General features: G+C 74.4%; 17 protein-coding genes. 6 read left to right on the top strand and 11 right to left on the bottom strand.

What is annotated here, in order from left to right; translation table 11 throughout:
• Positions 1–149 precede the first annotated feature (149 nt).
• Complete coding sequence (locus AB0M16_RS29035; RefSeq protein ID WP_365348237.1) at positions 150–704, bottom strand: DM13 domain-containing protein; 555 nt, start codon at positions 702–704, stop codon at positions 150–152.
• 291 nt (positions 705–995) lie between these two features.
• Here AB0M16_RS29035 and AB0M16_RS29030 point away from each other — a divergent pair, with 291 nt between their 5' ends.
• The gene (locus AB0M16_RS29030) at positions 996–1,292 is read left to right on the top strand and encodes a hypothetical protein (RefSeq protein WP_365348076.1); all 297 of its coding nucleotides are present in this window, start codon (positions 996–998) and stop codon (positions 1,290–1,292) included.
• Positions 1,293–1,470: 178 nt separating this feature from the next.
• Here AB0M16_RS29030 and AB0M16_RS29025 read toward each other — a convergent pair whose 3' ends face one another.
• The 3 genes from AB0M16_RS29025 to AB0M16_RS29015 all read right to left on the bottom strand — a co-directional run bounded on the left by AB0M16_RS29025 (position 1,471) and on the right by AB0M16_RS29015 (position 5,190).
• The gene (locus AB0M16_RS29025; protein ID WP_365348075.1) at positions 1,471–2,427 is read right to left on the bottom strand and encodes a sigma-70 family RNA polymerase sigma factor; all 957 of its coding nucleotides are present in this window, start codon (positions 2,425–2,427) and stop codon (positions 1,471–1,473) included.
• Positions 2,428–2,472: 45 nt separating this feature from the next.
• Complete coding sequence (locus AB0M16_RS29020; RefSeq protein WP_365348073.1) at positions 2,473–3,675, bottom strand: FAD-dependent oxidoreductase; 1,203 nt, start codon at positions 3,673–3,675, stop codon at positions 2,473–2,475.
• Positions 3,676–3,792: 117 nt separating this feature from the next.
• A complete protein-coding gene (locus AB0M16_RS29015) occupies positions 3,793–5,190 on the bottom strand; it encodes a glycosyltransferase family 87 protein (RefSeq protein ID WP_365348071.1) in 1,398 nt (465 codons plus the stop codon).
• 113 nt (positions 5,191–5,303) lie between these two features.
• On the opposite strand from AB0M16_RS29015, the gene AB0M16_RS29010 reads away from it, so the two are divergent.
• Both AB0M16_RS29010 and AB0M16_RS29005 read left to right on the top strand, forming a co-directional pair.
• Positions 5,304–6,515, top strand: a complete 1,212-nt coding sequence (locus tag AB0M16_RS29010; protein ID WP_365348069.1) for a molybdopterin-dependent oxidoreductase — start codon at positions 5,304–5,306, stop codon at positions 6,513–6,515.
• A 26-nt stretch (positions 6,516–6,541) separates the two neighbouring features.
• Complete coding sequence (locus AB0M16_RS29005) at positions 6,542–6,961, top strand: hypothetical protein (RefSeq protein ID WP_365348067.1); 420 nt, start codon at positions 6,542–6,544, stop codon at positions 6,959–6,961.
• Here AB0M16_RS29005 and AB0M16_RS29000 read toward each other — a convergent pair.
• The 3 genes from AB0M16_RS29000 to AB0M16_RS28990 are packed head-to-tail and all read right to left on the bottom strand — an operon-like array spanning position 6,940 to position 8,968.
• A complete protein-coding gene (locus AB0M16_RS29000) occupies positions 6,940–7,641 on the bottom strand; it encodes a class I SAM-dependent methyltransferase (protein WP_365348065.1) in 702 nt (233 codons plus the stop codon). The genes AB0M16_RS29005 and AB0M16_RS29000 overlap by 22 nt on opposite strands.
• Positions 7,638–8,267: a DUF2064 domain-containing protein gene (locus AB0M16_RS28995; RefSeq protein ID WP_365348063.1), complete on the bottom strand. Its 630-nt coding sequence runs from the start codon at positions 8,265–8,267 to the stop codon at positions 7,638–7,640. Before AB0M16_RS28995 ends, AB0M16_RS29000 begins: the two co-directional genes overlap by 4 nt.
• Positions 8,264–8,968 (bottom strand): glycosyltransferase family 2 protein, encoded by a 705-nt coding sequence (locus AB0M16_RS28990; RefSeq protein WP_365348061.1) that lies wholly within the window; start codon positions 8,966–8,968, stop codon positions 8,264–8,266. The genes AB0M16_RS28995 and AB0M16_RS28990 overlap by 4 nt, the downstream gene beginning before the upstream one ends.
• 123 nt (positions 8,969–9,091) lie before the next feature.
• Between AB0M16_RS28990 and AB0M16_RS28985 the strand changes: the two genes are divergently transcribed.
• Both AB0M16_RS28985 and AB0M16_RS28980 read left to right on the top strand, forming a co-directional pair.
• The gene (locus AB0M16_RS28985; RefSeq protein WP_365348059.1) at positions 9,092–9,814 is read left to right on the top strand and encodes a response regulator transcription factor; all 723 of its coding nucleotides are present in this window, start codon (positions 9,092–9,094) and stop codon (positions 9,812–9,814) included.
• A complete protein-coding gene (locus AB0M16_RS28980; protein WP_365348057.1) occupies positions 9,811–10,932 on the top strand; it encodes a HAMP domain-containing sensor histidine kinase in 1,122 nt (373 codons plus the stop codon). The genes AB0M16_RS28985 and AB0M16_RS28980 overlap by 4 nt, the downstream gene beginning before the upstream one ends.
• Before the next feature lie 192 nt (positions 10,933–11,124).
• On the opposite strand, the gene AB0M16_RS28975 is transcribed toward AB0M16_RS28980, so the two are convergent.
• Positions 11,125–12,186, bottom strand: coding sequence for an NAD-dependent epimerase/dehydratase family protein (locus AB0M16_RS28975; RefSeq protein ID WP_365348055.1), 1,062 nt, complete (start codon positions 12,184–12,186; stop codon positions 11,125–11,127).
• A gap of 288 nt (positions 12,187–12,474) precedes the next feature.
• Here AB0M16_RS28975 and AB0M16_RS28970 point away from each other — a divergent pair, with 288 nt between their 5' ends.
• A complete protein-coding gene (locus AB0M16_RS28970; protein ID WP_365348053.1) occupies positions 12,475–13,713 on the top strand; it encodes a SpoIIE family protein phosphatase in 1,239 nt (412 codons plus the stop codon).
• Positions 13,714–13,933: 220 nt separating this feature from the next.
• On the opposite strand, the gene AB0M16_RS28965 is transcribed toward AB0M16_RS28970, so the two are convergent.
• From AB0M16_RS28965 to AB0M16_RS28955, 3 genes are all read right to left on the bottom strand, one after another.
• Entirely contained in the window at positions 13,934–16,039 is a 2,106-nt protein-coding gene (locus tag AB0M16_RS28965) for a SpoIIE family protein phosphatase (protein ID WP_365348051.1), read from the bottom strand.
• Between the two features lie 373 nt (positions 16,040–16,412).
• The gene (locus tag AB0M16_RS28960) at positions 16,413–18,803 is read right to left on the bottom strand and encodes a glycoside hydrolase family 65 protein (RefSeq protein WP_365348049.1); all 2,391 of its coding nucleotides are present in this window, start codon (positions 18,801–18,803) and stop codon (positions 16,413–16,415) included.
• On the bottom strand, positions 18,800–19,672 hold the full coding sequence (locus tag AB0M16_RS28955) for an HAD-IA family hydrolase (RefSeq protein ID WP_365348047.1): 873 nt from the start codon (positions 19,670–19,672) through the stop codon (positions 18,800–18,802). Before AB0M16_RS28955 ends, AB0M16_RS28960 begins: the two co-directional genes overlap by 4 nt.
• Positions 19,673–19,998 lie beyond the last annotated feature (326 nt).

Raw genomic sequence — 19,998 nt, 5'->3', positions numbered from 1 at the left:
GCGCCGGCGGTAGGCACCGTCGGCGCCTGGACCCGGGTGTGCCGTCCGTGCCGTCCCACCGGGGGGAGAAGTGGCCCGGAACAGCGCCGACTTCGTCTGGTCGGCGGTACGGGTCGAGGACTCGGCACCGCCACGTCCCTCGTACGGTGTCAGGTGCGGACGATCTCCGCAGCGCCGAACGAAACGTCGAAGCGGTCGCACCAGATGCTCACGCTCGTGTACGCCGACACGTCGAGGTCCGCCGGCAGCGGATAGTTCTGGTCGCCCTTGTTCCCCTTGAGCTTGGCAAGGTTGACGTGCTTCCCGTCGTCGAAGACGCGCCAGCCGGCCGTCCCTTCCTTCACCGGCGCATCGCTCAGCCAGACGCGCAGGTCGGGGCCGTTGCTCGTGTCGAGGCCTTCGAGGCGGAGCGTGTGGGTGCCGTCCGCGAGCCGGATGATCTTCACCGTACCGGTCGTCGTGTGCTCGTGGCTCACGAACGAGCCCTGTGCCACGGTGGTCGGGCCGACGGGTGCCGTGGACGGCGTCACGGTCGCGGGGGACGACGGGCCCGTGGGCACCGTCGCCGTCGGCGTGGCCGGGGAGGGCAGCGCCTCGTTGACGGTCTCGTCCACCCACAGCGCCCAGGGCTTGAACCACACCAGCCCCGCCACCACGAGGACCGCGGTGACGACCGCCGCCCCCGCCCACCACTGCTTCTTCATGACGCGCCCCACGGCGCACCTCCTTCGGACCTCACGTCTTCTCCGGGCCATCCAACGCGACGCGGAGCACGGGCGGGAGGTCCGGCCCGATGACGAAAGGCTTACGTCATCGGCCGGGGCCACGGCGCGTTCACGTGCGCAAAGCTCGGCGCAAGACGGGCACGCATCACCGGCCGCGAGCCGCATCTCCGACGCGCGGTCCAACCACCGGAAATCCCGGCCGCGTGTACTAGGCTCCGCCGCTAGTACCACTCGATCGACCGTTCGCCCACCCAATCGGCAGGAGGCCCGATGATCGGCGTGCTCGTGACTTTCGCGCAGACCGACAAGTTCGATCGTTCCACCGTCGCCAGGATCGCCGACGAACTCCGGGGACCGTTCGAAGGAATGGCCGGCCTTCGCTTCAAGAGCTTCATGCTGGACGAAGACGGTGGTCGGGCGAGGAACTTCTACGTGTGGGACGACGAGGAGAAGGCCCGCGCCTTTTTCACGGAGGAGCTCGTCGACAAGGTGACGGGCGTTTATGGCGTCCCGCCCACCATCGAATATCTCGATGTCGTCGGGTTCGTCGACAACTCCGGCACCTGATTCTCGAAGAAACCGCCGCGAGTGCCCCTGCCGTCCGCGCCGTTCCGGCCCATCGGGGCATGGCACGGAACTTCCTCATGTGCGACCGAGGAAAACCGCCGCCGAAGCCCTGGTGGGACATTCCTTTGCGTCGGCGCACGGGTAAGTGCAGGGCGGCCGTGGCCTGGACGGGGTCGGGTCACCACTGGGCGACGAGCGGCGTGTCCGGTCCGTGCCGCCGCCAGGCCTCGCTGAGGCGGACGAGGCGAGCGGGGGCGGCGATGCCGCGCACGGTCGAGATCTTGCCGCCGGCGACGTCGAACGTCACGGCGCCGATGACCCGGTCGTCGAGCACGAAGAGGATGGCGGGGGCGCCGTTGACGGGCGCGTAGTGGAGGGCAGGCGTACCGCCCGCCAGTCGCCGCTTCGCGGGTGTGGGCTTGAAGCCGGCCCGTACGACGGCGGCGATGCGCCGCGGCGTGTCGTACCGCAGCAGCTTCTCGGCCAGGCCGCCGGCGCCGTCGGAGATCGCGGTCGCGTCGTCGGTGAGCAGCGCCACCAGTTGCTCGGTGCGCCCCGAGGAGGCTGCGGCGAGGAACTCCTCGACGATCCTGCGGGCGGATGCAGGGTCGACTTCGCCGCCGCCGCGGCGCGCCGCGGTGATGCGGCGGCGGGCCCTGTGGAGGTGCTGCTGGCTGCCGGACTCGGTGATGTCGAGGATCTCGGCGATCTCGGCGTGGCTGTAGGCGAACGCCTCGCGCAGGACGTAGACGGCCCGTTCGAGGGGAGACAGGCGCTCCATGAGCATCAGCACCGCCAGGGAGACCGACTCGCGCTGCTCGAAGGTGTCGGCCGGGCCGAGCAACGCATCGCCGTCGAGCAGCGGTTCGGGCAACCAGGCACCGGCGGTGCGTTCACGGCGGGCCTGGGCCGAGCGGAGCCGGTCCAGGCACAGGTTGGTGACGACCTTGGTCAGCCATGCCTCCGGCACGTTGATCCGCTGCCGGTCCGCGGCCTGCCAGTGCAGGAACGCGTCCTGCACCGCGTCTTCGGCGTCGGTGGCGGAGCCCAGTAGCCGGTACGCCAGCGAGGCCAGCCGGTTGCGGCCGGCCTCGAACCGGCTGATGTCGAAGCGCTCAGCTGCGGTGCTGTCCATGCGACCACCCTAGGGCGCCGATTCCGATGGTGAGGGGGGACCCCGCTACGCGCTCGCCTTCTCGGCGCGGGACGCGTCCGGTGCGGCGGCCAGGCGGTGTCGGCGCTTGGGCAGGCCGAAGGTCGGGTGGGCGGTGGCCCACAGCGACATCCTGACGATGCCCGCCTTGATCCGCGCGGCCTTCCGGCCGCCCACGTACTTCGGCTTCGCCCGCCCTTCGCCGTCGACCATCTGCAGGATCCCGTCCCGCCGCCCGAGGCTGATGTGGTTGCCCACGTACTCCAGCTTGGTGTCCGCGACCTCCCGGCCCGTCAGGCGTCCCACGATCGCGTCCGTGGCCTGCCGGCCGGTGTAGCCGGCCGAGGCGCAGGACATCGGCAGCGGTCGGCCGTTGTCGCCGATGGCGTAGGCGCTGTCGCCGGCGGCGTAGACGCTCGGGTGCGAGACCGAGCGCATGGTGCGATCGACGACGATCCGCCCGTTCTCGGTGACCTCCAGCCCGCTCGCGGCGGCGATGGGGGTGACCGCGAATCCGGCCGTCCACACGGTCGCGTCGGAGGCCAGGGCGGTGCCGTCGGCGCACAGCACCCGCGTGGCTTCGACGGCTTCGACGGCGGTGTGCTCCAGGACGGTGATGCCGAGCCGCTCGCAGGCGCGGCGCAGGTGACGGCGGGCTCCGGTGGCGAGCGGGGCGCCCAGCTCGCCGCGGGCGACCAGCGTGACCGACAGGCCGGGCCGGGATTCGGCGATCTCGGTGGCGGTCTCGATGCCCGTCAGACCGTCGCCGACGACCAGCACGCTCCCGCCTCCGTCCGCGTTGCTCAGGCTGTCCAGGCGCTCGCGCAGGCGCAGCGCGGAGGGCCGACCGGCCACGTCGAAGGCGTGCTCGGCCACGCCGGGGACGCCGTGGTCGGCGCCGTGGCTGCCGAGCGCGTAGAGGAGCGTGTCGTAGCCGAGCTCACCGCCGCCGTCGGCGTCGGCCACCGCGACGGCCCGGCGCTCGGGGTCGACGGCGGTGACGCGCGCCAGGCGCAGTCGTATCGCCGTGCCCGCGAAGACGTCGGTGAGCTGGGGGGCCGCGATCTCCTGGCCGGCCGCGAGCTGGTGCAGCCGCAACCGCTGCACGAAGTCCGGCTCGGCGTTGACCACGGTGATCTCGGTGTCCGCCGGGGACAGCCGGCGGGCCAGGGTCCCGGCCACATAGGCCCCGGCGTAGCCGGCGCCGAGGACGACGATGCGGTGCTTCATGTCTCGCTCCTGTCGTTTCGCTCGCTTCCGGTGACTTGAGCGGGACAGCGCCCTGATTCCTGACAGGAAGCGAATGTGACGTGGGTCACGCACCGAAGAGGCGGCCGGCGAGGACCCTCAGCCTCGTACGCGCGACGCGACGGGCGGACGACCGGTGCGAACGGCCGACACCACGGCGACGGCCAGCGCGGCGGCGGGGTACGCGATCGTGCCCGCGCCGGGGACGGCACGGGCTGTGACGTAGCAGGCCGCGCCGGCGACGGCGACGGCGAGCCACTCCCAGCGGCCGTCGAGCGCCACGAGGGCGATGAGGAGCAGGGCGTACCAGGAGTAGCCCGGGGTCGTCAGGAGGAAAGCGGTTCCGGTCACGAGGAGTGCTCCGCTCCAAGGGCGTCCGGGGTCGCCGCGGCGGATCACGTACAGGCTGACGGTGAGCATGCCCGCGATCACGGCGGGCACGGCCCAGGAGTCGGGCAGGACCAGGCGCAGGAGGGCGTAGCGGTTTCCGGAGGACGGGTCCTGGTAGCCCTCTTCCTCGGCGTACCCGCCCAAGTAGCCGAGGACGGAGGAGTGGGAGAGGTAGGCGTACGGGAGGTAGAGCACGGCCAGGACCGCGGCGACGGGCACCAGGGTGGCCGCAACCTCCCGTGGACGGCGTACGCCCGACAGGATGCCGGGGAGCAGGACGGCCGGCAGGAATTTGACGGCGGTCGCGAGGCCCAGGAGAGCGCCACCCCATGGACGGTGGCGGGCCGTCAGGCCGAGCGCGGCGACGGACAGGAGTACGGCGAGGGTGTCGACGTGGGCGTTGTTGACCGCTTCGAGGGGGACGGCCGGGCACCAGGCCCAGTAGGCGGCGGTGCGCGGGTCGCCGCGATCGCGGAGGATGCGCAGCAGCAGGAGGGTGACGGCCACGGCGAGGACGGCCCCGGCTGTCTGGAGTCCTTGGTGACGTGCTCCGTCCGGGGAGGCGGTGTGCACGAGGAGGAAGGCGAGCTCTGCGGCCGGCGGGTAGATGGTGTGCACCTGAGGACGGTTGATCCGGGTGCAGACACCACCGGAGACCGGCGTGAGGTCCGGACGGCCGCAGGTGGGCCCGGTGGGGAAGAGCCAGGTGTCGCGGAGCGGGACGAGGGCGGGGTCGGCGGGGGCGTGGTCGTACGGGGAGATGCCCGCGGCCTGCACCCGCCCGTCCCAGGCGTAGCGGAAGGAGTCGGTGCTCGTGCTCGGCGGGGCGAGCAGCCCGGTCGCGGCCATGGCGACGCTCCCCGCGAGGACGAGCGCGGCGGTGTGGCGGGCCGGCGCGTGGCGCAGGGCCATGACGGCTGCCGCGAACAGGACCCAGCACACGGCGTACCGCAAGGACAGGCCGACCGGGTCGGTGACGTACCCGTCCTGGCGGATGGTCGAGGCGGTGGCCGTGGTGAGCACGACCGTCAGGACGGACGCGGTCGCGGTCGCCCGGCGCGCGGCCTTCGGTGCTGTGGCGTCGGCTGTGGTGGGCGGGTGGGTCACGCCGCCACCCTGGCAGCCCGCGGGGCCGCGGGGCGCGTGGCGCGGCACGGCGTCCGCGTTTCGTAAGGTGTCGGAGCGGTCTGCGTGGCCGGTCCGCGCGGTTGCATGGGGCCATGGGATCTCGATTCGGTCGGCGCCTGAGACTGCCGACCTTCCGGTTGCCGTCGCCGAGCACGCCGGGGCTGCGGCCGGCCTCGCTCCGGCCCCCCGCTTTCTCCGGGCGGCTGCACGACGCGCGGACCGCCACCGTGGTGGGGCGCTGGCTGGGCACGGCGTTCGCCGTGTGCTTTCTGACCGGGCTGGTCAGCCATTTCCTGCAGCAGCCGCCGGGGTGGCTGGCAGATCATCTGCCCGCGCGGCCCGTGTGGGGCTACCGGCTGACACAGGGACTGCACGTCGCGGCCGGGCTCGCCGCGATCGTGCTGCTCCTGGCGAAACTGTGGGCCGTCTACCCCCGGCTGTTCGTGTGGCCGCCGGTGCGGTCGGTGCGACACGGGCTGGAGCGGCTCTCCGTGGCCGTGCTCGTGGCCTCGGCCGTCTTCCAGGTGTTCACCGGGCTGCTCAACATCGCCGAGTGGTATCCGTGGCCGTTCTCGTTCGTGCCCGTCCACTACGCCGTCGCCTGGATCGCCGCGGGGTCCGTCCTGCTTCACCTCGCGGTCAAGGCCCCCGACATCCGGGCCCACTGGAGCCGTCGGTCCGTCGGTACCCTCGCGCTGCCTGACGAGGAGCGGGACGGCCCGGACCGGCGGGCGCTGCTGCTCGGGGTGGGGGCGGCCGTGGGGGCGGTGACCGTGACGACGGTCGGTCAGTCCTTCACCCCGCTGGCCTCCCTCGATCTGCTGGCACCCCGTCACCCGGGCCACGGGCCGCAGGGACTGCCGGTCAACCGCACGGCTGCCGCGGCGGGGGTGACCGGTTCCGCCGTACGGGACTGGCACCTGGAGGTGCTCGGGCCGAGACCCTACCGGCTGTCCCTCGCGGAGCTGGGAGCGCTGCCGCAGGCGGAGGCCCGGCTGCCGATCGCGTGCGTGGAGGGCTGGAGCGTGGACGCCCGGTGGAGCGGGGTGCGGATCCGTGACCTGCTGGGGCGGGCCGGGGCCGTGCGCGGCTCCGGGCTGCGGGTGGTGTCGCTGGAGGTGGCCGGGGCGTACCGGGTGATGGAGATGGGCCGGGAGTACGCCGAGGACCCTCTGACGGTGCTGGCGCTCCGGCTGAACGGCGAGGTGCTGTCGATGGACCACGGGTACCCGGCCCGGATCATCGCGCCGAACCGGCCCGGGGTGCTGCAGACCAAGTGGGTCACCCGGCTGGAGGTGCTGTGAGGTCTTCGGTGTTCGGGTCCGTCTCCGTGACGCGGTGGGTCCTGGGTGGGCTCGGCGTGTGCCTGGTCGGGGTCGGCGCGTGGCATCTCGCGGCGCAGCCCGACCCGTACGACGCGCTGGTGTGGCTGGCGGGTGCCGTGGTGCTGCACGACGCGGTGCTCGCCCCGCTGGTGCTCGCCGCCGGTCTGCTGGTGGCGGCGGTGCCGGCCCGCCCGGTGGTCCGCGGGACGCTGATCGTCTGCGGGGCGCTGGTGCTGGTCACCCTGCCGCTGTTGCTCCGGCCGGGTGCGCCGCCGAATCCGTCGGCGCTCCCCCTCCCCTACGCGCGCAATCTGCTGGTCGTCCTGGCGCTCGTGACGGCGGCCGCCGTGGCTCTGGTGGTCCTGCCGCAGCTGTGGCGGCGGGCGCGGAGGGCGCGGTCCCGTCAGGCCCCGCCCAGGGGCTGAGGTCCGGGAACGCGGGCGAGTTCGGCGAAGTGGCGGCCGACGGCCGACCAAGTGTGGCCGATCCGCCAGCCGGCGGTCTCGGCGTGGCGTGCCAGGGCCTCGGACCCCAGCCGGGCCCAGGAGAAGGCCGTACCGAGTCCGCCGTTCCCGTCGTCGAGCCGTACCTCGCAGCGCTCGTCCACGTCGAGCGCCGCGGCCTCCGCGATCAGTCGTCCACCGGGGGCCAGAAGATCGGCGGTCCGGCGCAGCAGGGCCGCGGGGTCGCCGCCGATGCCGATGTTCCCGTCGACGAGCAGGGCGGTGTTCCAGCGTCCCTCCCCGGGCAGGCGCTCGAACACCGACCGGCACAGGGCGCTGCCGCCCCGGCGCACGGTGCTGGTCACCGCGGCCGGGCTCACGTCGATGCCGAGCGCCCGGTGGCCGCGCCCCGCCAGCGCGGTCACGAGCCTGCCCGGGCCGCAGCCGATGTCGAGGACGGCACCCCGGCACCGGGCGAGCACGCTGCTGTCCGCGGCGTCCGCGTCAGCGCACCAGCGTTCGACCTCCAGGGGCAGCAGCCAGCCATCCGTGCGGCGCAGGAAGAGCGGGCCCCGCCCGGCCCGCAGGGCCCGGGCGTACGGCTCGTCCCGCCACGCCGCCCCCGGGGCCGTGCGGGCGTGCGGGACGGCGGACGCGGTCATCGCGCAGCCCGTACGCCGGCGGTGAGGCGCCGGTGCAGCGCCGCGAAGCGTCCCGCCGGGAGCCGGGCCGCCACTGCTGCGGCGTCGGCTGCCGTGTCGACGTCCCGCAGGCACGGCAGCAGGGCGGTCCGCAGCCCGGCCGCGCGCAGACGTGCGTACTGCACGGCTCCGGTCTCCGGTACGGACATGGGGATGCCGAGCACCAGCGCGGGGTCGGGTGCGGCGAGGCCCAGGGCCCAGAATCCGCCGTCGGCTGCCGGGCCGAACCAGGCGTCGCACCGGTCGAAGGCGAGGGCGGGCGCCAGGAGGGCGGGAGTGACCTGCGGGGTGTCCATGCCGATGAGCAGAGCCGGGCCGGCGCAAGCGGCGAAGGCGGCGGCGAGGCGCTCGTCGAGGCCGCCGGCGCACTGGGGCAGGACCTCGAAGCCGGGCGGCAGCCACGGCCCGCGGTCGCCCTGGAGCACCAGGAGGTGCCGGTCGGCCGGGGTCGCGGCCACGGCGTCGAGGGTGTCGGCCAGCGCCGCCTCGGCGAGGGCCGCCGCCTCGTCAGGGGTGAAGGGCGGGGTGAGACGGGTCTTCACCCGGCCGGGGCGGGGTTGTTTGGCGATCACGAGCAGGGTCGTCATCGTGCACCTCCGAGGACGGTCGCGCGGGGAGGTTCGGCGAGGACGGCGCGCATGTCGCGGACCGCGTGCCAGGTGCCCCGCCAGGTCCCGGTGACCTTGGACTTCCCGGCCCGGGGCAGGTAGGGCACGGCCTCCTCCCGGATCCGCCAGCCGGCGTCCGCGGCCCGGACGACCATCTGGAGCGGGTAGCCGGAGCGTCGGTCGGTGAGGTCCAGGCCGAGAAGGGCCTCGCGCCGCATCGCCCGCAGCGGCCCGAGGTCGTGCAGGCGCAGCCCGGTGCGGCGGCGCAGCATCCGGGACAGGGCCAGGTTCCCGGCGCGGGCGTGCGACGGCCAGGCACCCCGAACCTGGGGCCGGCGGCGGCCGAGGACGAGGTCCGCCCCGTTCGCTGCGACGGTCCGGACGAACCCGGTCAGCAGGCCGGGGTCGAGGGAGGCGTCGCAGTCGCAGAAGCAGACGAACTCGGCGGCGGCGGCCAGCAGTCCGGCGTGGCAGGCGGCGCCGAAACCGCGCCGGGACTCCGGCACCACGGTGGCGCCGAAGGAGCGGGCGACGTCGGCGGAGCCGTCGGTGGACCCGTTGTCCACGACCAGGGCCCGCCAGCCGGCGGGGATGCGGGTGAGGACCCAGGGCAGTGCCTCGGCCTCGTTCAGACAGGGAAGGACGACGTCCACGGTGACGTCCACGGGGCAATCGGTCACGTCTGCCACCGTAGGAACTCTCGGCGGCCATGGCGGACATCGACTCCTTACGAAACACGGACGTCGCCCGGACGGGCACCCCGGCCGAGGACAGCGCCAGGCCTCAGGTGCGAGGCTGGCGCCATGAGTACGCCCCTGCCACCCGCCCGGATCCTCGTCGTCGACGACGACCCGACCGTCGCCGAGGTCGTCACCGGCTACCTCCACCGAGCCGGACACACCGTCTGCCACGCCGCCGACGGCCCCACCGCCCTGGACCGGGCCGCCCGGGAACGCCCCGACCTGGTCGTCCTCGACCGGATGCTGCCGGGCGTCGACGGACTGGAGGTGTGCCGCCGCCTGCGCGCCGACCGCCCCGTACCCGTGATCATGCTGACGGCACGTGGGGACGAGGACGACCGGATCGCGGGCCTGGAACTGGGCGCGGACGACTACGTCACCAAGCCGTTCAGCCCTCGCGAACTCGTCCTGAGGGTCGAGTCCGTGCTGCGCCGCAGCCGCGCCGCGGTGCCGGCGGAGCAGCGGCGTGCGGTCCTGCGCGGCGCCGGCATCCGGCTCGATCCCGAGACCCGCATCGCCACCAGGCACGGCATGGAACTCACGCTCACCTTGCGGGAGTTCGACCTGCTCGCGCACTTCCTCTCGCACCCCGGCACGGCGCACGGCCGGGAGCAGCTGATGCGGGACGTGTGGGGCTGGGACTTCGGGGACCTGTCCACCGTCACCGTCCACGTCCGGCGGCTGCGGGCCAAGATCGAGGACGATCCGGCGGCGCCCCGGCTCATCCGGACCGTCTGGGGCGTCGGCTACCGCTTCGACGTACCCGCCGAGGGAGATCCGCGGTGAAGGACGTCCTGTTGATCGTCCTGTTCGCCTTCGGCGGCGCGGCCTGCGCGGGCGTCCTCGGAGCCATGGCGCTGCGCCTGGTCCGTCACCGGTCGGTCGCCGTGTCCCTGGCCGTCGTCGCCGCCGTCACCGTGACCGCGATGCTCGCCGGCACCCTCGCCGTGGCGTGGGCGATGTTCCTCTCGCCGCACGACCTGACCGTCGTCACCCTGGTCGTCGCCATGGCCGCGGCCGTCTCCCTGGCCACCGCGCTGCTGCTGGGCCGCTGGGTCGTCGCCCGCAGCCGCGACCTCACCCGGGCCGCCCGCGACTTCGGCACGGAGGGCAGCTTCGCCGCCCCACCGGCCAGGGCCACCGCGGAACTGGCCGAACTCGGCCGCGAACTGGCCGCCACCAGCGCCCGACTGGCCGCCTCCCGGGAACGCGAGCGCGCCCTGGAGAGCTCCCGCCGGGAGCTGGTCGCCTGGATGTCGCACGACCTGCGCACCCCTCTCGCCGGGCTGCGGGCCATGGCCGAGGCGCTCGAGGACGGGGTGGCCGCCGATCCCGGCCGCTACCACCGCCAGATCCGTACGGAGGTCGAGCGGCTCGACACCATGGTCGGCGACCTCTTCGAGCTCTCCCGCATCCACGCCGGAGCGCTGGAGCTGAGCCCCAGCCGGGTCTCCCTGCGCGACCTGGCCGCCGACGCCCTGCTGGGCGCCGACCCCGTGGCTCGAGAGTGCGGGGTGCGGCTGTCCGGTGAGGGCTTCGCCCACGTTCCGGTGGACGTCGACGGGAAGGAGATGACCCGGGTCCTGGCCAACCTGCTCGTCAACGCCATCCGCCACACCCCGGCCGACGGCACCGTCGCCGTGGCCGTCGACCGTCACGCCGACGCCGCGGTGCTGTCCGTCACCGACGGCTGCGGCGGCATCCCGGAGGAGGACCTGGCGAGGGTCTTCGACACCGGCTGGCGCGGCAGCCCGGCCCGTACTCCCCCGGCCGGCGCCGGACTCGGGCTCGCGATCGTCCGCGGCATCGTCGAAGCCCACGCCGGACGGGCCGAGGTCCGCAACGTGCCGGGCGGCTGCCGCTTCGAGGTGACCCTTCCGCTCGCCGCCACGACAACCGGCTGACCACCGCCACGACGACCGGCCGGCCGTCGGCGCGGCCCGGGTTCGGCCGCCGGCCGGCGCCGCGAACCGCGCGGGCAGCGCGTGCCGGGTGCCCCCGCCCGGACTCGCGGCCCCGTGGGAGGGCCTCCCGCCCACGGCCGGCCAGGACCGCACGGCCGGCCAGGACCGCACAGCCGGCCGGGGCGGCCGGCGTCACACCGCTGCCGCCGGGGCACGCTGCGGGGCACGGGCGAAGTCGGCCATGCCTTCGGCGAAGCCGACGGTCGGACGCCATCCCAGGTCACGGCGCAGGCGGGAGGAGTCGGCCGTGATGTGCCGGACGTCGCCGAGCCTGAACTCGCCCGTCACCACCGGCTCGGGGCCGCCGTGCGCCGCGGCGAGTGCCGCCGCCATCTCCCCGACCGTATGCGGTTCCCCGCTGCCGACGTTGTAGGCGGCGTGCCCGCCTGCCGCCGTCTCCCCGAGTGCGGCCAGCGCGGCCGCGTTCGCCCGGGCGACGTCCCGGACGTGGACGAAGTCCCGCCGCTGGCCACCGTCCTCGAACACCCGCGGAGCCTCACCGCGAGCCAGCGCGGACCGGAAGAAGGACGCCACCCCCGCGTACGGGGTGTCGCGCGGCATCCCGGGCCCGTACACGTTGTGGTAGCGCAGCGAGACCGCGCGCCCGCCCTCGGCCCGGGCCCACGCAGCGGCCAGATGCTCCTGGGCCAGCTTGGTCGTCGCGTACACGTTGCGCGGGTCGGCGGGCGCGTCCTCGCTGACCAGGCCCGGCACCAGATCGGCCCCGCAGCGCGGGCAGCGCGGCTCGAACCGGCCGGATTCGAGGTCCTCCACGGCACGCGGCCCCGGCCGGACCGGCCCGTGGCACGGACACTCGTAGCGCCCCTCCCCGTAGACCACCATCGACCCCGCCTGCACGAGACGTCGTACCCCGGTCTCGGCCATGGTGGCCAGAAGGACCGCCGTGCCGAGGCCGTTGCACGACACGTAGGCCGGCGCGTCCGCGAAGTGCTTCCCGAGGCCCACCATCGCCGCCTGGTGGCACACCGCGTCGATGCCGCGCAGCGCACGGCGCACGGCGTCCGCGTCCCGGACGTCCCCCCGTACGAACTCGGCGTCCGGCAGATCGGGGGCCGTGGGATGGGCCTCGGGGAGCAGGAGGTCGAAGAGAACGGGTTCGTGCCCTGCGGACGCCAGTGAACCGACGACGTGCGAGCCGATGAACCCGGCTCCGCCTGTGACGAGTACGCGCATGGCGGGCACGCTACGGACTCCGGCCTTGTGGCGCCCGTTCCCGCGACGGGCCGTAAGGGTTCCGTCATCCGCGCCGACCGACCGGGCGGACTCCCCCCACCGGCCGTGCTCGTCCGTGGAGGCGTGCGCCACTCCCGGATGGCGCACCCGGATGGCGCACGGCGGCCGGTGGGCGGCCGTGCCCGGATCGGCGTGCGGCCGCGGACGGGTGTGCTCGCCGCGCGGACGGCCGGGGGCGTGCGTACGTTGGCGGCTGAGGTGCGCCTGGGAACGAGGAGCCGGTAGCCCGTGATCATTGACTACAGAGCGTTGTTCGCGGCGACGCCGAGCCCGTATCTGGTGCTGGCGCCGGACCTGGTGATCGTGGACGTCAACGAGGCGTACCTGCGGGCGACCGGCCGGACCCGGGAGGACCTGGTCGGCCGGCACCTGTTCGACGCCTTCCCGGACAACCCTGCCGATCCGGAGGCGGACGGGGTGCGCAACCTCGGGGCGTCGCTGGGACGGGTGCTGGCCACGGGCGAGACCGACACCATGGCGGTGCAGAAGTACGACATCCCCGTGGTGCAGCCGCCAGGCGGCTTCGAAGAGCGTTGGTGGTCCCCGGTCAACACGCCGGTCGAAGGACCGGACGGGCGGGTCGCGTTGATCATCCACCGGGTGGAGGACGTCACCGCGTTCATGCGCTCCCGCCGCTTCCGGCCTCAAGGCGAGGGCGTGCGGCTGAGCGAACGCGAGGAGGGCATGGAGGCCGAGCTGTACGCTCGGGCGCGGGAGCTCCAGCGGCTGAACGAGGAGCTGCGGGCGGCCCACGCCCGGGAGCGGGAGATCGCGGTCACCCTGCAGGAGGCGATGCTGCACTCCCCCGATCTGGCCCGCCACAACGACGTCGCGGTGCGCTACCTGCCCGCGATCGGCTCGCTGAACGTGTGCGGCGACTGGTACGACACCGTCGACCTGCCCGAGGGGCGGTTCACCGTCGCCGTCGGTGACGTGGTCGGTCACGGTCTGGAGGCCGCCACCGTCATGGGCATGTTGCGCAGCGCCCTGTCCGCGGCCAGCCGGGCGGCGTCCGGGCCCGCCCAGGCCCTGGAGGTGCTGGGCATGTACGCCCGCTCCGTCGTCGGAGCCCTCGCCGCGACCGCCGTCACCACGCTCGTGGACACCCGCTCCAGGCTGCTCGTCTACTCCAGCGCCGGACACCCTCCGCCGGTCCTGCTGCACATGGACGGCACCTGCGAGCTGCTGGACCAGGCCACCGACCCGCCGCTGGGAGCGAGGCCCGAGCACGTCCCCCGGCCCCAGGCCGGCACCGCCTACCGCCCGGGCGACACCCTCGTCCTCTACACCGACGGGTTGATCGAACGCCGCCATGAGGACATCTACACCGGCCTGGAGCGGCTCACCACCGCCGTGGCGGCCCTGAGCGAGCTCGGCCCCGAGCGGCTGGCCGATGCCCTGCTGGGGCGGCTCGGTGTGGCCGGCGGCGCCCGCGACGACATCGCACTCGTCGTCGTCCGCCTCTGATCCGGCACGCCGACTCCCGGGCGTCGATGTGCCGGACCGCCCCGACCGTCGCACGGCCCCGTGGGTCTTCCTCCGTCCGCACGGGGGGGGCGGCGCTGATCTCCGCCGCCCGCGGCGGCCGGTCCGGCGCCACGACCGCGGAGCCCCGGCGCCCCGCGGCTCCGGGGGCTGCGCCGACCGCGGAGGCCGGCCCGGCGCCCTGGTCCGACGGCGGGGGCGGTCAGCGTCCGGAGACCGGCTTCCCGGCCTGCGCGGTCCAGATCGTCTTGCCGGTGCTCGTGTAGCGGGTGCCCCAGGAGTCCGCCAGCTGGGCGACCATGAACAGGCCGCGGCCTCCCTCGTCCGTGGTCGCGGCGTGGCGCAGGTGAGGAGAGGTGGCGGCGGTGTCGGACACCTCGCAGATGAGCGAGCGGTCGTGGATGAGCCTCAGCCGGATCGGCGGGTTCCCGTAGCGGATCGCGTTGGTGACCAGCTCGCTGACGATCAGCTCGGTCGTGAAGGCGATCTCTCCCAGGTGCCACGAGGTGAGTCGGCGCTCCGTCAGGGCGCGGGCCTTCGCGACGACGGCGGGGTCGCTGGGCAGGTCCCAGGTGGCGACGCGGTCCTCGGCCAGGAGGCGGGTACGGGCCAGGAGGAGCACGGCGTCGTCCTCCCGCGCGGCGGAGGGGAGCGCGGCGTCGGCGGACGTCCGGGCGAGTGCGTCCAGCTGCGCGTGCGGCTGGACCAGGGCCTCGCACAGCCTGCTCAGCGAGCTGTCGACATCGCCTCCGCGACTGTGGACGAGGCCGTCGGTGAACAGGGCCACGAGGCTGCCTTCCGGCAGGTCGACGTCGGCGGCCTCGAACGGCAGCCCGCCGAACCCCAGCGTGGGCCCGACCGGCATCCTGAGGAGTTCCGCCGCGCCTCCCGGGCGGACGACGACCGGCGGCAGATGCCCGGCGCTGGCCGCCGAGCAGCCGCCGGAGACGGGGTCGTAGACGGCGTACAGGCAGGTCGCGACGGCCTCGGCGGGATCGCCGGCCGCCTGCTGGAACTCCTGCGTACGCCGCATCAGCTCGTCGAGGCGGGTGAGCAGTTCCTCGGGCGGCAGGTCCGACCAGGCCAGCGTGCGAACAGCCGTACGCAGCCGGGCCGCACGGGTGACCGCGACGAGCCCACGGCCGCTGACGTCGCCGACCACCAGCCCGACCCGGGCCCCGGAGAGGGGGATGACGTCGAACCAGTCGCCCGCGACGCCGGCATGGGCGCGGGCCGGGAGGTAGCGGTGTGCGGCCTCCAGTGCGCTCGGCTCGGGCACGCCGCTCTCCAGCAGACCCGTCTGCAGGGTGAGCACGTCCTGGTGCTCACGGGTGTAGCGGCGGGCGTTGTCCAGGCACAGGGCGGCTCGCGCGACCAGCTCCGCGGCGAGGGCCAGGTCGTCCGCGTGGAACGGTTCCGGCCGCTGCCACCGGTAGAGGTGGGCCAGCCCGAGGGTGACGTCACGGGCCCGCAACGGCAGCGTCATCACGGAGTGCACACCCGCTCCGAGGATCTTCGCGGCCTGCTCGGGACGGCGGGCCAGCCAGTCGGCGTCCTCGGCGAGCACCGGGATCAGCCGCGGTGCGCCGGTGACCATGCTGCGTGCCTGCGGGGTGTCCGGATGGTAGGTGATCAGCGCGTCCACCGGGTGCGTCGCCTCGGGCGCGTGGGCGAGCACCGAGCGGATCGCCGCGCGCCGGAGGACGGCCGCGCCGGGCACCGGACCCGAGGGCGGTTCCTCGCCCCTGGCGACACCCTCCAGGAGGTCGACGGCCATGAAGTCGGCCAGCTCGGGAACCATGACCTCGGTCAGTTCCCCCGCGGTCACGGTGACGTCGAGGGTGGATCCGATGCGCTCGCCGGCCTCACTGAGCAGAGCCAGGCGTCGTTGCGCCCGGTGGCGGTCGGTGATGTCGACGACGGCTGACGCCACACCGAGCACCCGTCCGGAAGGCGCCGCCAGCCGGAAGGAGGAGACCGACCAGACCCGCTCGCCCTCCGGGCTGCCGGCGCTCTCCCGGCCGGAGTGCTCGACCGTCTGCACGGGCTCACCGGTCTCCAGCACCGTACGGAGCCGCCGCTCCACCTCGTCGGACTGCGGACCGGGGAGCAGGTCGCGGGCATGCCGTCCGAGGACCTCCTCGGCGGGGACGCCCCGCATCCGCTCCAGCGCGGGGTTGACCCGTACCAGCCGCAGCTCGGTGTCGTAGACGGCGAGACCGATCGGGGACTGGCCGAACAGCCCGTCCAGAACCGCCGTGGACTCCACGCCCGACGGCACACCCAGCGGGGACAGTCCTCTGCTCATGGCCGCCTTCCTGGGACGACGTCCTGCGGTCGTGGCCCGCGCGCCCCCTCGTCCATCGTGCAGGCCACACCCGGCGGACCGCACGTCGCGCCGGGTCCGCCGCCCCGTGTGCCGACGGCCCGGACGGCGGCCGAGGGGTACGGGACGGGGGACCGTCCGGCCCTCCCGGCCGCCGTCGCGCGCGGCGGACACTGGATGCGCACACCGACGAGGACGTCCCGGACGAGCTCTTTCGCGTCCCCTCGGCTCGCCGCGGCGCCGGCGGCCGCCGGCTGCGCCTCCGTGCGGACGACGAGATCGAGGAGGAGATCCGCCGTTCCGTGCTCGGCGAGGCTCCCCTCCCGCCGGGGCCGGCCCCCGGCTGACCCTGCGCTCACAGACGGAACCACCGCTCCTGTCCGGGGGCGACCGTCACGCGCCGTCCGCCAGGGAGCACCACGGGGAGCGGGCCCTCGGGCGAGGCGGGCACACGGACGGCCAGCCGGCCGGGGAGCATCCGCAGGCGCACCCCTCGATGACGGCCGCAGCACACGGTGAAGGTGAACCGCGGGATCTCCGCGAGGGGCACCGGAGCCACCCGCAGCCCTTCCGGTCCCGTCTCCAGGCCGGTGATCCCGCGCTCGACCAGGTCGATCGTGCCCGCCATGGCGCCGAGGTGGATGCCCTCGCCGGTCGTTCCGCCCTGTACGTCGGCCACGTCGGCGAGCAGGGCCTCCTCGCAGTAGCGCCAGGCTCCGGCTCCCTTCTGCCGGGCCAGCACCCAGCCGTGGACGAGACTGCTGAGCGTCGATCCGTGGCTGGTGCGCCGCAGGTAGTACGAGACGGTCGAGCGCCACGTCTCGTCGTCCAGCCGGTAGCCCAGTCGGCGGAACAGGCCGTACAACTCCTCGGGGCGGAAGAGGTAGCCGAGCATGAGGGTGTCGGCCTGCTTCGACGCCTGGTAGCGGTTGACCGTGTCGCCCTCGGCCTCGAGGATCCGGTCGAGCCTTCGGATGTCGCCGTACCGGGTCCGGTACGCCTCCCAGTCGAGCTCCGCCAGGTCCCCGTAGCCCTCGAACTGGCTCACCACGCCCTGGTGGAAGGGGACGTGCAGGAGGTGCGAGACGTCGACCCAGCGGGCGACCTCCTCGTCGTCGAGTGCGAGCGCGTCCCGCAGCTCTCCCCGCCGGGCATCGGGCAGTTCGCCGAGCAGGTCGAGGCCCCGGGAGAGCACCCACGCGGCTGTCGCGTTGGTGTAGGCGTTGTCGTCGATCCCGGGGGTCGCGGCATCGGGATAGGCGTCGTGGAATTCGTCCGGTCCCACGACCCCGTGGATGCGGTAGCGGCCGGTCGCCGGGTCGAGGACGGCGGCCCCGGCCCAGTAGCGGGCCACGTCGAGGAGGATCTCGGCCCCGGCGGAGTGGAGGAATCCGCGGTCACCGGTGGCCTGGGCGTACCGCCAGACGTTGTACGCGACGGCCGAGCCCACATGACGCTGGAGCCGGGAGTGGTCGGTCAGCCAGCGTCCCGAGCGCGGGTTGAGGTGCATGACCTGCGTCTCCTCCCGGCCCGAACCGGCACTCTGCCAGGGGTACATCGCCCCTTGACGACCGGCGAGGCGGGCTGCGGCGCGGGCGGCCGGCAGGCGGCGGTGCCGGTACATGAGCAGCGCCCGGGCCACCTCGGGGAAGTGGAGGTCGAGATAGGGCAGGACGAAGAGCTCGTCCCAGAAGACGTGCCCCCGGTACGCCTCGCCGTGCAGTCCGCGCGCGGGCACCCCCACGTCGAGGTCCGCCGTGTGCGGGGAGAGCGTCTGCAGCAGGTGGAAGACGTGCAGCCGCAGGATGCGGCCCGGCTCGCCGGGCACGTGCAACTCGCCCTGCTCCCAGACGCGCTCCCAGGCCGCCTTGTGCGTCGAGAGCAGCCGGGGGAACGCCGGGGCGCGAGCGAGCACGTCGACGGCGGCGGAGAGCGGGTCGACGGTGGGCCAGTCCATCGAGGTGTGCAGCGCCAGCGTCTTCACGATCATCGCCGAGCGGCGGGGAAGGACGGGCAGCCGGTACGTCTGCACGGTGCCGGTCGGCGTGACGACCGCCCGTGCGGGTCGAGCGGGGCGGGTGACCGTGCGCACGGCCAGGGCGACCTGTGTGCCGGGGGCGGTGGTGCGGCAGGAGAGCCAGGCGACGCCGTCGAGCCCGAATCCGGTCCGGTGGTCCACGAGGTGACGCCCGTCGAGGTGCCGGTAGCGCGCGACTCCGGCGTTGGTCACCGCGCCGTCGAGGACGGACTGCACCTCGACGGCTCCGCTCCAGCCGTAGGCGCGGAACAGCGTGCACTGGGCCGCCAGGCGCGGGTCGCCCATGTGGACGACGCGGATGTGGCTGACGCGCAGGCCGCGCCCCCGGGGGTCCTCGAAGAACAGGCGCCGGGTGAGCACACCCGCGCGCAGGTCGAGGTGGACGTCGTAGTGACGCAGTTCCCGGGCGTCGGGTGTCAGCCAGTCACCGGGTGGTCCGGCGTCGGGCAGGCAGCGGTAGCGCAGCAGTGTCCAGTTCGGCAGGTTGACGAGGTCCTCGTTCTCGACGTGCTCACCGGCGACGACAGAGGTGCGGCGGTCGTAGCAGCCTGCGAGGTAGGTGCCCGGGTAGTGGGTGGTGTCGGCGGTGCACTCGGGTGCGGAGCCCCGGGTGGCGAACCGGCCGTTGCCGAGGGTGCAGAGGGCTTCGACCAGCGCCTCGCGGTCCGGGTCGTACCGGTCGTAGCTCCACGTCCAGCCGGTGCTCATCCGCGCTCGCCCCACACGCTCCGGACCAGCGTGGTGAGGTCGGGAACCACGAGGTCGGCGCCCTGCTCGCGCAGCGGGGCGGCAGCGCGCCGGACCGGGGTGCGGTCGACGCCGGCGACGAGACCGAAACCTCCGCGACGCGCCGCCTCGACCCCGGCGAGTGCGTCCTCGGCGACCGCGGTCTCCTGCGGGCGGCTGCCGAGGAGCAGGGCCGCGCGCAGGAAGAGCGCGGGGTCCGGTTTGCCGGCGAGGCCCAGCCGGGCGGCGTCCTCGCCGTCCACGACCACCGTGAGGAGACCGGAGAGCCCGGCGGCACGGATCAGTGCCCGGGCGTGCCGGGACGCGGACACCGCTGCGCACGGCACGCCCGCCGTGCGCAGGGCCGCGAGAGCGGTCCCGGCGTCGTCGAAGGCGGGGACCCCTTCCGTACGGAGCAGGTCGAGGAACGCCTGTTCCTTGCACGCGGCGACCGCCCAGACCGTCGCGCAGCCGGGCGGATCGCGGGGCGTTCCCGCCGGGAGTCCGAGGCCCCGGGCCGCCAGGAAGGCCGCCGCCCCGTCGTAGCGGGGTCTGCCGTCGACGAAGCGGCGGTACTCGGCGTCGGCGTCGAAAGGTGGCTGCTCGCCGCCCGCCACGGCCTCCAGGCAGGCGTCCAGAGCGGTCTTCCAGGCCTTCGCGTGCAGACCGGCCGAGTCCAGGAGCACACCGTCCGTGTCCAGCACGAGGGCCCGGAGCGGGCGCGGGCGTCGCCGCGGTTCCCGCCCACGGGGCTCCGCCCGGTCCACCGGCGTCCCATCACCCCGCTCGCCGTGTTCCCGGCCCGGGTGGGTACGGTCACCGGCAGCACGGTCCTGGTCGAGAGCGGGCATGCGCGGATCCTCCTCGACTGCGGTCCCTTCCAGGGTTTCGCTCCCCCGCCGCGCCGCAACCGGGAGCGGTTCGCCGGGAGGCCGCGGGCCGGCCGTGGTCGTCACCCGCGCCCCCGCCGACCGGTGCGGCTCCCCCGCGCACCACCTGCCGCGCGCACGACGGGCCACCTCCGCCGGTCCGGGCCCGTCCGGCACCCCGAGGTGGCGCTCGCGGCCCCGCCCGTGCCCGACCCCCCTGCGCGAGTCTGCGAGGGGAAGGGCTGGCGACACCTCGTGAGCACCGTGCGGAGACGCCAGGATCCCGTCACCGGGGCGAGCACCGCGGC

The sequence above is a fragment of the Streptomyces sp. NPDC051921 genome (assembly GCF_040680975.1).
GTDB lineage: Bacteria > Actinomycetota > Actinomycetes > Streptomycetales > Streptomycetaceae > Streptomyces.
Note: the sequence above shows the minus strand (reverse complement) of the source record. Positions and strands in the feature narration are given on the sequence as shown.

What these genes read in the sequence shown, in the direction of transcription:
- AB0M16_RS29035 (WP_365348237.1), bottom strand. Translation starts at nt 704, where the DNA reads ATGAAGAAGCAGTGGTGGGCGGGGGCGGCGGTCGTCACCGCGGTCCTC.
- AB0M16_RS29030 (WP_365348076.1), top strand. Translation starts at nt 996, where the DNA reads ATGATCGGCGTGCTCGTGACTTTCGCGCAGACCGACAAGTTCGATCGT.
- AB0M16_RS29025 (WP_365348075.1), bottom strand. Translation starts at nt 2,427, where the DNA reads ATGGACAGCACCGCAGCTGAGCGCTTCGACATCAGCCGGTTCGAGGCC.
- AB0M16_RS29020 (WP_365348073.1), bottom strand. Translation starts at nt 3,675, where the DNA reads ATGAAGCACCGCATCGTCGTCCTCGGCGCCGGCTACGCCGGGGCCTAT.
- AB0M16_RS29010 (WP_365348069.1), top strand. Translation starts at nt 5,304, where the DNA reads ATGGGATCTCGATTCGGTCGGCGCCTGAGACTGCCGACCTTCCGGTTG.
- AB0M16_RS29000 (WP_365348065.1), bottom strand. Translation starts at nt 7,641, where the DNA reads ATGACCGCGTCCGCCGTCCCGCACGCCCGCACGGCCCCGGGGGCGGCG.
- AB0M16_RS28995 (WP_365348063.1), bottom strand. Translation starts at nt 8,267, where the DNA reads ATGACGACCCTGCTCGTGATCGCCAAACAACCCCGCCCCGGCCGGGTG.
- AB0M16_RS28985 (WP_365348059.1), top strand. Translation starts at nt 9,092, where the DNA reads ATGAGTACGCCCCTGCCACCCGCCCGGATCCTCGTCGTCGACGACGAC.
- AB0M16_RS28975 (WP_365348055.1), bottom strand. Translation starts at nt 12,186, where the DNA reads ATGCGCGTACTCGTCACAGGCGGAGCCGGGTTCATCGGCTCGCACGTC.
- AB0M16_RS28965 (WP_365348051.1), bottom strand. Translation starts at nt 16,039, where the DNA reads ATGAGCAGAGGACTGTCCCCGCTGGGTGTGCCGTCGGGCGTGGAGTCC.
- AB0M16_RS28960 (WP_365348049.1), bottom strand. Translation starts at nt 18,803, where the DNA reads ATGAGCACCGGCTGGACGTGGAGCTACGACCGGTACGACCCGGACCGC.
- AB0M16_RS28955 (WP_365348047.1), bottom strand. Translation starts at nt 19,672, where the DNA reads ATGCCCGCTCTCGACCAGGACCGTGCTGCCGGTGACCGTACCCACCCG.